Consider the following 12,365-nt stretch of genomic DNA (forward strand, 5'->3'; position numbering starts at 1 on the left):
TTAACTGAAATGACGGTTAATGGCTGCCACAAGCTTTACCACCAGCAACACTCATCGGAGCATCTCGATCCAGACCAGCAGCCGCTAGTTTATGCAAGTGCTCTTTCCATAAAGCTTCTTGGTTCTCGCATAAAAATTGCAGATAGTCCCAAGAATACAAACCAGAATCATGTCCATCGGAAAATGAAGGCTTAAGAGCGTAGTGGCCCACTGGCTCAATATTCGCTATCAGAACTTCACGCTTACCAGTTTGCAAAGTCTCCTGCCCAGGGCCATGACCCTGGACTTCAGCCGAAGGAGATACCACCCTTAAAAATTCAAAAGGTAGACGAAAGGTATTGCCATTCTCATAAGAGAGCTCTAGCACTTTTGACTGCTGATGTACTACAACATTAGTTGGAATCATTAAACCAATACCCTCTCAATACCACCTTGATTTGCCTTAGCAACATAGTCTTGCATCCAATCAGGGCCTAATAATTTTTGCGCCATTTCAACCACAATGTAATCGGCAGTAGTATCGCTATCCGCATCAAAGCGAGCCAGACCTTGCAGACAAGATGGGCAGCTAGTGAGCACTTTGACCTCACCAGTGAAATTATCTTTGCGTAATTCATCGGCAGCCTTTTCCATCTCGATCTGCTTACGGAAACGTACCTGAGTTGAAATATCGGGACGTGTCACCGCAAGAGTTCCAGACTCACCACAGCAGCGATCATTCTTCTGAATGGCTTTGCCATCTTCTGACTGAATCAGCTCATTCACCGTCTTGAGGGGGTCTTGTAACTTCATTGGTGAGTGACATGGATCGTGATACATATACTTCACACCAGTCACATTCGTAAGCTTGACACCCTTTTCCAGCAGATACTCATGAATATCAATAATTCGGCAACCAGGGAAGATCTGTTCAAACTGATAACCTGCTAACTGGTCATAACAAGTGCCACATGAAACTACTACAGTCTTGATATCCAAATAATTTAAGGTATTAGCTACGCGATGAAAGAGAACACGGTTATCCGTAATCATCTTGTCTGCTTTGTCGAAGTCGCCATTACCACGCTGTGGATAGCCACAGCAGAGGTAACCGGGGGGTAATACTGTTTGCACGCCCACATTCCACAGCATCGCTTGGGTAGCTAAACCCACCTGCGAGAATAAGCGCTCAGAACCACAACCCGGGAAATAAAACACCGCCTCAGTATCTGCGGAGGTTGTTTTTGGATCTCGAATAATCGGCACGTAATTCGCATCTTCAATATCTAAGAGTGCACGAGCGGTTTTCTTCGGCAGATTACCAGGCATCTTTTTATTTACAAAGAAAATGACCTGCTCTTTAATATTGGGCTTGGTTACCGTGGCGGGTGGGTGCGCAGTTTGTTTGCGCGCAAACTTACGGAACACATCATTACCCAAACGCTGGAGCTTGTAACCCCAACCAATCATAGTTTTACGAAGCAACTTGATAGTGTCTGGATCGGTAGCATTTAAGAACATCATCGATGCCGCTGTTCCAGGGTTAAAGCGCTGCTGCCCCATCTTGCGCAATAAGTTACGCATGTTCATCGAAACCTCACCAAAATCAATATTGACCGGGCAAGGTGTTAAACACTTATGGCATACGGTGCAATGTGCTGCAACATCATCAAACATCTCCCAATGACGAATCGATACACCACGACGCGTTTGCTCTTCATACAGGAAAGCTTCAATTAACGAGGAGGTTGCCAAAATCTTGTCACGTGGGCTGTACAGTAAATTGGCGCGTGGCACATGTGTGGAGCAGACTGGCTTGCACTTACCGCAACGCAAGCAGTCTTTTACGCTATCAGCAATTGCGCCAATATCGCTTTGCTGCATGATGATGGATTCATGACCCATCAAACCAAAGCTTGGAGTATAGGCAATGCTAAGATCCGCATGCGGCATTAACTTACCCTTGTTAAAGCGGCCTTCAGGATCTACACGCATTTTGTAGGCGCGGAAATCTTTCAACTCAGCTTCAGTCAGGTACTCAAGCTTGGTAATACCAATACCATGCTCACCAGAAATCACACCATCTAACGAGCGGGCCAATTTCATAATCCGATCGACAGCGCGATGAGCATCTTGCAGCATCTCGTAGTCATCTGAATTTACCGGTATGTTGGTATGCACATTGCCATCACCAGCATGCATATGCAGCGCTATAAATACACGCTTCCGTAAAATATTTTTATGAATGGCTTCCAGTTCATTGAGGATAGGCTCAAATGTCAGGCCACCAAAAATGATTCTGAGTTCAGCGCGCACTTCTGTCTTCCATGAGGCGCGCAAACTGTAATTCTGCAGATCCGGAAAATACGTATCCATCTGCATCAGCCAATCTGACCAACGCGCCCGTACCTTATCAATCAGTTCAAGAGCTTGCTGTACGCGATCACCCAAAATTTCAGTACTGGGGATTTCATAGTCTTCATCATTCTTACCAAGTGGTAGCGCACTCTTTTTTAGGAAAGCTTTGAGGCCATCTAAAACTTGTAACTTATTTTTGAGTGAGAGCTCAATGTTGATACGCTCGATACCATTAGTGTACTCACCCATGCGCGGCAATGGAATGACGACATCTTCATTGATCTTAAAAGCATTGGTGTGACGCGCAATCGCAGCAGTACGCGCACGATCTAACCAAAACTTTTTACGCGATTCTGCGCTAACTGCCACAAAACCTTCACCCACACGATTATTGGCCATGCGCACGACTTCGCTGGTCGCAGCCGCTACCGCCTCTTCATCGTTACCAGCAATATCGCCAATCAACACCATCTTCGGCATTGCATTGCGCTTAGATTTAGTCGAATAACCAACTGCTTTCAAATATCGGTCATCCAAGTGCTCCAAACCAGCCAAGATTGGTCCGCCGTTCTTGCTCAAGCCATCGAGGTAGGCTTTGATTTCTACAATGCTGGGAATAGCTTCTTGCGCTTGACCAAAAAACTCCAAGCAAACAGTGCGCATGAATTTAGGCATACGATGCAAAATCCAAGTGGCGCTCGTAATTAATCCGTCGCACCCTTCTTTTTGAACGCCAGGTAGGCCTGATAAAAACTTATCAGTGACATCCTTGCCCAGACCCTCTTTACGAAAGCGCTTACCTTCTACTTCCAAGATTTCTGTTTTGAGAACATGTTCGCCTGGCTCACTCCTACCATCAGACCAAGTCAGCGCAAAGCGTACTTTTTCTACTACGTGAATTTTTCCTAGATTGTGATCAAGGCGCTCAACATCAAGCCAATTACCTTCTGGATCCACCATGCGCCAGCTAGCTAAGTTATCTAATGCAGTGCCCCATAAGACGGCCTTCTTGCCGCCAGCATTCATGGCAATGTTGCCGCCAATGCAACTCGCATCTGCTGAAGTAGGATCGACTGCAAAAACTAGACCAGCTCGCTCCGCAGCTTCCGCCACTCTACGTGTCACTACACCAGCACCAGTAAAGATGGTTGAAACTTCATGGTCCACACCTGGCAAACGCTTTGCCTTGACGCTATCAATCTGCTCAAGCTTTTCAGTATTAATCACTGCCGACATAGCGTAGAGAGGAATAGCGCCACCGGTGTAACCAGTACCCCCTCCACGCGGAATAATGGTTAAACCCAAGGCAATACAAGCTTTCACAAGGCCAGGGATCTCAGACTCGTAATCAGGCTTCAGAACTACCAGCGGAAACTCAACGCGCCAATCCGTTGCATCGGTCACATGCGCTGCACGTGAAACACCATCAAAACAAATATTATCTGCAGCCGTAATACGGCTTAACTCTTTACGAGCGCGCTTACGAATCTCAGTCACTTCTTTAAAGCCCTGCTCAAAACGCTCAACCGCGTGATGTGCCGCTTTTAATAAAACCTGAACTTGCTCAACTGATTCACCGCTAGATCTTTTCTTTACCTCACCAAGGCGATGCCATAAAGCGTCAATTAATAACTGGCGACGACTGGCGCTATCTAATAAGTCGTCTTGTAGGAAAGGATTACGCTGAACTACCCAGATATCACCCAACACCTCGAACAACATACGAGCTGAGCGGCCAGTACGTCGAATCCCACGCAAATCATTCAGAACACGCCATGACTCCTCTCCCAACAAGCGAATAACGATTTCACGATCGGAAAAGGAGGTGTAGTTATAAGGAATTTCGCGGAGGCGGGGTGAGCCCGCTTCGGCATCCAACAACTGGTTCAAAGCTAATGGGGCGTTCATAGCGTCATATTTGGTAAATATGCATTTTAATTGAGGGACGTTGATATTGGCAGGAAACCAATAAAGATGTTGGCTTGGGTTGATAAACCCCTGCAAATTTAAGGGCTTAGAGCCCGTTCATGGTACGCTCATCGCATGGCAACGAACTATTTAAAGAAAATTTTATCGGCCCGAGTCTACGATGTAGCCAGGGAAACAGAGCTCCAAGTAGCCCCCGAACTCACAAAACGCTTAGGCAATCAAGTATTGCTCAAAAGAGAAGATAACCAGCCGGTTTTCTCATTCAAATTACGTGGCGCCTATAACAAAATGGCCCATTTACCCCCAGAGGCCCTAAAAAGGGGGGTAATCGCCGCTTCAGCAGGTAATCACGCCCAAGGCGTAGCCCTAGCGGCAGCGAAAATGAAGTGCAAAGCAGTCATCGTGATGCCCCTCACTACTCCTAGCCTCAAAATCGATGCCGTGAAGGCGCGAGGCGGCTCCTGGGTAGAAGTGATTTTGCATGGTGAATCCTACAGCGATGCCTTTAAATACTCTGAGCTTTTAGAGAAAAAGCGAGGGCTTACCTTTGTTCATCCTTTTGATGACCCCGATGTAATTGCAGGACAAGGCACCATTGCCCTGGAAATCTTTCAGCAACACCAAGAGCCGATTGATGCCATTTTTGTTGCTATTGGTGGTGGCGGCTTAATCGCTGGTATTGGGGAATATGTCAAAGCGGTCAGCCCCAAAACTAAAGTGATCGGCGTTCAATCTGTCGACTCGGATGCGATGAGAAGGTCACTTGAAGCCAACAAGCGTATCGAGATGAAAGATGTAGGTCTTTTTTCGGACGGCACGGCAGTGAAGTTGGTCGGTAAAGAAACTTTCCGTATTTGCAAACGCGTAGTAGATGACATCATCACCGTGAATACCGATGAAATCTGTGCTGCGATCAATGATGTCTTTACGGACACCCGCAGTATCCTGGAGCCCGCTGGCGCCCTAGCTATTGCTGGTATGAAAAAGTATGTAGACAAGCATCGCTTGAAGAAGAAAACATTAGTAGCGATTGCTTGTGGTGCCAATATGAATTTCAGTCGCCTGCGCTTTGTCGCAGAACGTGCCGACGTGGGTGAATTCCGCGAAGCTGTTTTTGCAGTGACGATACCAGAGGAACGTGGCTCCTTCAGACGCTTCTGTGAATTACTCGGCAATCGCAATGTCACTGAATTTAACTATCGTATTGCTGATCAAAGTGAAGCTCATATCTTTGTAGGCATCGGGACACAAAAGGCAAGTGACAGCAATACGATTGCAAAGCATTTCCGTAAAGCAAAGTTTGCAACAATCGATCTGACTCATGATGAGCTAGCGAAGTCACACTTACGCCACATGGTAGGCGGCCGCTCAGCCCTCGCTCAAGATGAGTTACTTTACCGCTTTGAATTTCCGGAGCGCCCAGGTGCACTCATGAAGTTCCTCACGAGTATGGCGCCAAACTGGAATATCAGCCTGTTCCATTATCGTAATCATGGTGCAGACTATGGCCGTATTCTCGTTGGCTTGCAAGTGCCTAAAAATGAGCAAAAGAAATTCCAAAGTTTCTTAGCATCACTTGGCTATCCGCATTGGAATGAAACCGATAACCCGGCTTATCGCCTTTTTCTCAAATAAGAGTTAATCCTTAATGTCATACACACTTACCGGAAAACTCGTTGTGGCGATTTCATCGCGCGCACTATTTGATTTCGAGGAAGAGAATCGTATCTTCGAATCTACTGATGACAGCGCTTATATGAAGTTGCAATTAGAGCGCCTATCTAAGGCTGCTCAAACAGGCGTTGCGTTTCCATTGGTAAAGAAGTTGTTAGCCTTTAATGAAGAAGGTGAACAACGTGTCGAGGTGGTGATTCTCTCTCGTAATGACCCGGTGAGTGGCTTACGCGTATTCCGCTCAGCTGAACACCATGGCCTTCATTTAGAGCGTGGTGTATTCACCAGAGGGCGCCCACCCTATCACTACCTGCGGTCTTTACATGCCAACCTCTTTCTCTCTGCGAATGAAGATGATGTGCGTGCCACGATTGATGCAGGGTTTCCTGCAGCTCGCGTCTATCCAGAATCTAGCAAAACTGCAGAGTCTCATCCCAATGAAATTCGTATCGCATTTGACGGAGATGCCGTTCTCTTTTCTGATGAAGCGGAGCAAGTCTTTCAGAGCGAAGGCTTGGTAGCCTTTGTCGATCATGAAAGCAAAAAAGCTGCTATCCCTCTGCCACCCGGCCCATTTAAACCTTTGCTAGAAGCGCTCCATCGTTTACAACGTACTACTAGCGAGAAAGGGATGCGCATTCGTACTGCCTTGGTAACCGCTCGCTCTGCACCTGCACATGAGCGCGCTATACGCACACTGATGGCCTGGGGTGTTGATGTTGATGAAGCCATGTTTCTTGGTGGACTTTCCAAAAGTGAATTCCTCCGCGAGTTTGAGCCAGACTTTTTCTTTGATGACCAAACGGGTCACTGCCAATCTGCTGCTTCAGTAGCACCGACTGGTCACGTGGTATCTGGTGTATCTAATAAGCCTAAAAACTAATGTCGATACTTACACTTGGTCAAGCAACGCCATATCCCGATCAATATGATCCAAGCTTGCTATTCCCCATTCCCCGCTCTGAGAATCGCCTCAAACTCGACATCAAAGCAAATCAAGCCCTTCCTTTTGTAGGCGTCGATATTTGGAATGCCTTTGAGCTTAGCTGGCTCAATAAAAAAGGTAAGCCTCAGATTGCTTTAGCAGAATTTCAGGTTCCAGCTGATACGCCAAACATGGTTGAATCTAAATCATTCAAGCTCTACCTCAATAGTTTCAATAGCGCCCGCTTTGAAGATGAAGCAGCAGTTCGTGAACGATTGATTGCTGATTTATCAGCAGTAGCAGGCGGCAAGATTGCTACCCGCATTAATCCAACTGAAGCGGTTGCCAAAAAAGGTATGCAGGAGATGAGTGGCGTGCTGATGGACCGCCTTGATATCGAGATCGATCCCAGCTTATCTGCAGACCCAGCCTTGCTGGAGGTCAATGAATCTTTTGGACCAATCGAGCAGTGCTTAGTTTCTCATTTACTCAAATCCAATTGCCCAGTGACTGGTCAACCAGATTGGGCTAGCGTGCAAATTCGTTACCAAGGTCGGCCGATTTTAGAAGAAGGTTTACTACGCTATCTCATCGGCTTTAGGCAATTAGGCGAGTTTCATGAGCATTGTGTTGAAACTATCTTCACCGATATCAAGCGCCAGTGCAAACCAGAGAAACTCTCTGTCTACGCGCGCTACACTCGACGTGGTGGGCTCGATATCAATCCCTTCCGGACTGATCATAATTCGCCTTGGCCAGAAAATCTTCGCCACGCAAGGCAGTAAGAACATCAGCAGTTAAATAAAAAGCCCTTCTTGAAGGGCTTTTTATCTTGGACAAAACGAATGAACGTGGTCCTTAAAACGGAATATCGTCATCCATTGCGCCAAGGGATGCCGCATTAGAAGATGTTGGCGCAGAGTTCTCAACCGGCTTTGAGCGGCTGTAGCTTTCACCACCATCACCGCTGCCACCAACTGGCTTGCCACCCAGCATTTGCATTGTTTCTGCAACGATCTCAGTGGAATATTTTTCTTGACCACTAGCATCAGTCCATTTACGTGTGCGTAAACGACCTTCTACATAAACCTGTGAACCTTTTTTGAGATATTGACCAGCGATCTCTGCAAGTTTTCCAAAGAATGCAACACGGTGCCATTCTGTGGTTTCTTTCATTTCACCAGACTGCTTATCTTTGTAACGATCTGATGTCGCTACTGAAATATTAGTTACTGCGTCGCCGCTTGGCATATAACGCGTTTCTGGATCACGTCCTACGTTACCTACGATGATGACCTTATTTACCGAAGCCATGTTGTCTCCCGAAGAAAAATAATACGATTAATTAAATCTGAAATGTAGCTAAAAAATAAATGGAATCAGTAAAGCTACAACTATGCCTTTGCAGGTAATTCGCGCATCGACCAAGCAATTATAAGCCAGCACAAAAGCAATGCTGCACCCATGACAAAGACCGATAAATCACCATGGGCATCCATTAACCAACCCCCAATAACGGCACCTGTAAAGAGGCCAATCGACTGAGTAGTGTTGTAAACGCCCAGAGCAGTTCCTTTGGATTCTTTTGCATAACGAGTCACTAACGAGGGTTGCAGCGCCTCAAGTAGGTTAAAGCCCACAAAGTAAACCAGCAATGCCACTGCAATCAGCATTACGGATGAGGCCTGAGTGAAGATAATTTCAGCAATAATTAGAAGAACGATCGCTATTAATAAAACCAGTCGTATGCGCTGTTTTTTCTCACCATATATCAAGAGTGGAACCATAAACACAAAAGAGAGTAAGACGACTGAGAGATAAACTTGCCAGTGTGCACTCAGCGGAAATCCTGCTTGCTCTAATAGACGTGGCACCACTAAAAACATAGCTACTTGGGTGGCGTTCAAAACAAACACTCCCACATTGAGGCGCATGAGCTCTGGACGCAAAAATACAAGCTTCAGTGAATCTTGCTTTGCATAAACCTCAGGCTTGTTATTTGGTAATACAAAATAGGCTACTACCATCGCTGTAGCACCTAAGATTGCCAATACTAAAAACATCCCGCTTAAGCTAATCATGCGATAAAGCGGAGCAGCAACAACCAGTGAAACGGCAAACGATAATGAAATACTAGCGCCGACCAAGGCCATGGCTTGACTGCGCACTTGCTCCCGAGTGAGGTCAGCAACCCAAGCAGAGACTGCTGCTGAAATTGCTCCAGCGCCCATAACGCCTCTTCCAATGGCGATCCAAAGCAAATCGTCCTTTGCTGCGCAAATCAACGCTCCAGCAACAAACAAGGACAGACCCCATAAAACGACTGTTTTTCGACCGATTCGATCAGAAAGCCTACCTAAAGGAATGTGGAAGCAGGCCTGAACAATATTGAAAATACCCAGTGCTAGCCCTATCAGAAGCGCTTGGTCGCCTCCAGGCAAGTCTTTAGCATGGATGCTAAAAACGGGTAAAAGCAAAAAAAGGCCCAGCATACGAAGGCCAAAAATGCCGGCTAAAGCCAAAGTGGAGCGAAGTTCAGAAGGATTCATGGGAAAGAGCTATATTAACAAGTTACGCTAAAAAATCATGAATAACGAAATCAAGATCCGCGGTGCCCGCACCCACAACCTCAAAAACATTAATCTAGATATCCCTAGAGAGAAATTAGTCGTTTTGACCGGCCTATCTGGCTCAGGCAAAAGCTCATTGGCTTTTGACACCCTGTACGCCGAAGGTCAGCGTCGCTATGTAGAGTCCCTATCTGCTTATGCCCGCCAATTCTTGCAACTGATGGAAAAGCCTGATGTCGATACGATTGAAGGTCTATCACCGGCAATCTCGATTGAGCAAAAAGCGACCAGCCATAATCCCCGCTCGACTGTGGGTACGGTTACAGAAATTCATGACTACCTACGCTTGTTGTTTGCGCGTGCTGGAACCCCGCACTGTCCAGACCATGATCTGCCATTAGAGGCGCAAAGCGTTTCTCAAATGGTTGATACCGTTTTAGCTATGCCAGAAGACACGAAGCTCATGATCTTGGCTCCCGTGGTGAGTGAGCGTAAGGGTGAGTTCGTGGACTTATTCCAAGATCTTCAGGCTCAAGGCTTTGTACGCTTTCGTGTGCGCTCTGGTGGCGGCACAACCAATACAGCCAAAGCAGAGATCTTTGAAGTAGATCAATTGCCAGTACTAAAGAAGAACGATAAGCATTCAATTGAAGTAGTCGTAGATCGCATTAAAGTGCGTCCAGATATTCAGCAGCGCGTAGCGGAATCTTTTGAAACTGCTCTGCGCCTTGCGGACGGCAAGGCCATGATTGTCAACATGGATACCGGCAAGGAGATGATTTTCTCCAGCAAGTTTGCCTGCCCAATTTGCTCCTACTCATTACAAGAGCTTGAGCCACGCCTCTTCTCTTTTAATAATCCGATGGGTGCATGTCCTTCTTGTGATGGCCTGGGCCATCAATCCTTCTTTGATCCTAAGCGCATTGTTGCTCACCCAGACTTATCGCTGGCCTCTGGTGCAATTAAAGGCTGGGATCGTCGTAATCAGTTTTATTTCAAGCTCTTACAAACACTTGCCAAGCATGGCGGGTTTGATGTTGAGAAACCTTTTGAGACTCTCAATAAGAAACAGCAAGATCTGATTTTATTAGGCTCGGGCGATGTCACTATTCCTTTTGAATACATCAATGAGCGCGGCAAAAATAGCACTCGTGAGCATGCCTTTGAAGGTATTGTTGCTAATTTTGAACGCCGCTATCGTGAGACTGACTCGGCTACTGTTCGAGAAGAATTATCACGCTACCAAAACGTACAAACCTGCCCAGCATGTAGTGGCAGTCGTTTGCGCAAAGAGGCGCGCTTTGTCAAAGTCGGTGAAGGTAAGCAATCACGCGCGATTTATCAAATCAGCGCCCTTCCCCTGAAGGAAGCTAAAGAATATTTTGAAGCTTTAGAGCTCAAAGGTGCGAAACGAGAAATCGCCGACAAGATTGTGAAAGAAATTGGTTCACGTCTGCGCTTTCTAAACGATGTCGGCTTAGACTACTTGTCACTAGAACGGAGTGCAGATACTCTCTCTGGTGGTGAAGCGCAGCGGATTCGCCTAGCATCACAAATTGGCTCCGGTCTTACAGGCGTCATGTACGTATTGGATGAACCTTCTATTGGCTTACATCAACGTGATAACGATCGTCTTATCGGCACCCTGAAGCATTTGCGTGACCTAGGCAACAGCGTGCTGGTGGTTGAGCATGATGAAGATATGATCCGCGCATCTGACTATGTAATTGATATTGGTCCCGGTGCTGGAGTGCATGGCGGTGAAGTGGTAGCCGAGGGCACGCCTGCAGAAGTGGAGGCCAATCCTAAATCACTCACTGGCGCCTACTTATCAGGGCGGGAATGGATCGCCGTTCCTGAAAAACGTATTCCAGTAAATGATAAGTTCTTAGAAATTATTGGCGCACGTGGTAACAACTTGCAATCCGTTCACGCTAAGATTCCTGTCGGCTTATTAACCTGTGTCACTGGCGTATCTGGCTCAGGTAAATCTACTCTCATCAACGACACATTGCACCATGCAGTTGCTCATCATATCTACGGCTCTAATGCAGAACCTGCGGCACATGATGCTATTAAAGGTCTTGAAAACTTTGACAAGGTCATCAGCGTCGACCAATCCCCGATTGGTAGAACCCCACGCTCAAACCCAGCCACTTACACTGGATTATTCACGCCTATCAGAGAACTCTTTTGTGGCGTGCCTGCTGCACGCGAGCGCGGCTATGAGGCAGGACGTTTTTCTTTCAACGTCAAGGGTGGTCGTTGTGATGCCTGTGAAGGTGATGGCGTTATTAAAGTAGAGATGCATTTTTTACCAGACGTATATGTTCCTTGCGATGTCTGTCACGGTAAGCGCTATAACCGCGAAACTTTAGATATTCGTTACAAAGGTAAGAATATCCATGAAGTGTTGTCGATGACTATCGAACAAGCCCATGAATTCTTTGAAGCTGTTCCAATCGTCAAACGAAAGCTCAAAACCTTGCTCGATGTAGGCTTAGGTTATGTAAAGTTAGGCCAAAGCGCTACGACTTTGTCTGGCGGTGAAGCGCAACGCGTCAAACTCTCTTTAGAGCTTTCCAAACGCGATACTGGCAGAACGCTCTACATCTTGGATGAGCCAACTACGGGCTTGCATTTCCATGACATTCAATTATTGCTGACTGTTCTTCAGACCCTGAAGAAGCAAGGCAACACGATCGTCATCATTGAGCACAACTTAGATGTGATCAAAACTGCCGATTGGATTATTGACTTGGGACCTAAAGGTGGCGCTGGTGGTGGGCAGATTATTGCTACTGGCACACCCGAAGAGGTTGCGAAGAATGAGGCTAGCTTTACCGGGCACTACTTAGCGCCACTATTGGTTCGCAAACAACCCGTTGCGGCTAAAAAGAAAAAGTAATTCTACTGAGTCAGTTGAATGA

At 46.6% G+C, this 12,365-nt stretch carries 8 protein-coding genes; 4 read left to right on the plus strand and 4 right to left on the minus strand.

Annotation, left to right across the window (positions count from 1 at the left end; translation table 11 throughout):
• Positions 1 to 16: 16 nt before the first annotated feature.
• Together C2758_RS09770 and C2758_RS09775 are read right to left on the minus strand one after the other, a co-directional pair.
• Entirely contained in the window at positions 17 to 406 is a 390-nt protein-coding gene (locus C2758_RS09770; protein WP_215328071.1) for a gamma-butyrobetaine hydroxylase-like domain-containing protein, read from the minus strand.
• The gene (locus C2758_RS09775) at positions 406 to 4,245 is read right to left on the minus strand and encodes an FAD/FMN-binding oxidoreductase (protein ID WP_215328073.1); all 3,840 of its coding nucleotides are present in this window, start codon (positions 4,243 to 4,245) and stop codon (positions 406 to 408) included. The genes C2758_RS09770 and C2758_RS09775 overlap by 1 nt, the downstream gene beginning before the upstream one ends.
• Positions 4,246 to 4,380: 135 nt before the next feature.
• Here C2758_RS09775 and ilvA point away from each other — a divergent pair, with 135 nt between their 5' ends.
• The 3 genes from ilvA to queF are packed head-to-tail and all read left to right on the plus strand — an operon-like array spanning position 4,381 to position 7,650.
• Positions 4,381 to 5,901: a threonine ammonia-lyase, biosynthetic gene (gene ilvA, locus C2758_RS09780; RefSeq protein ID WP_215328075.1), complete on the plus strand. Its 1,521-nt coding sequence runs from the start codon at positions 4,381 to 4,383 to the stop codon at positions 5,899 to 5,901.
• Between the two features lie 13 nt (positions 5,902 to 5,914).
• On the plus strand, positions 5,915 to 6,823 hold the full coding sequence (locus C2758_RS09785) for a 5'-nucleotidase (RefSeq protein WP_215308491.1): 909 nt from the start codon (positions 5,915 to 5,917) through the stop codon (positions 6,821 to 6,823).
• The gene (gene queF / locus C2758_RS09790) at positions 6,823 to 7,650 is read left to right on the plus strand and encodes an NADPH-dependent 7-cyano-7-deazaguanine reductase QueF (RefSeq protein WP_215328077.1); all 828 of its coding nucleotides are present in this window, start codon (positions 6,823 to 6,825) and stop codon (positions 7,648 to 7,650) included. The genes C2758_RS09785 and queF overlap by 1 nt, the downstream gene beginning before the upstream one ends.
• Before the next feature lie 73 nt (positions 7,651 to 7,723).
• Here queF and ssb read toward each other — a convergent pair whose 3' ends face one another.
• Both ssb and C2758_RS09800 read right to left on the minus strand, forming a co-directional pair.
• On the minus strand, positions 7,724 to 8,179 hold the full coding sequence (ssb, locus tag C2758_RS09795) for a single-stranded DNA-binding protein (RefSeq protein ID WP_215328079.1): 456 nt from the start codon (positions 8,177 to 8,179) through the stop codon (positions 7,724 to 7,726).
• An 80-nt stretch (positions 8,180 to 8,259) separates the two neighbouring features.
• Positions 8,260 to 9,414, minus strand: coding sequence for an MFS transporter (locus C2758_RS09800; RefSeq protein WP_215328081.1), 1,155 nt, complete (start codon positions 9,412 to 9,414; stop codon positions 8,260 to 8,262).
• 37 nt (positions 9,415 to 9,451) lie between these two features.
• Here C2758_RS09800 and uvrA point away from each other — a divergent pair, with 37 nt between their 5' ends.
• The gene (gene uvrA / locus C2758_RS09805) at positions 9,452 to 12,343 is read left to right on the plus strand and encodes an excinuclease ABC subunit UvrA (RefSeq protein ID WP_215328082.1); all 2,892 of its coding nucleotides are present in this window, start codon (positions 9,452 to 9,454) and stop codon (positions 12,341 to 12,343) included.
• Positions 12,344 to 12,365 lie beyond the last annotated feature (22 nt).

This window comes from Polynucleobacter sp. AP-Sving-400A-A2, assembly GCF_018688155.1.
In the GTDB taxonomy this organism is placed as follows: Bacteria; Pseudomonadota; Gammaproteobacteria; order Burkholderiales; family Burkholderiaceae; genus Polynucleobacter.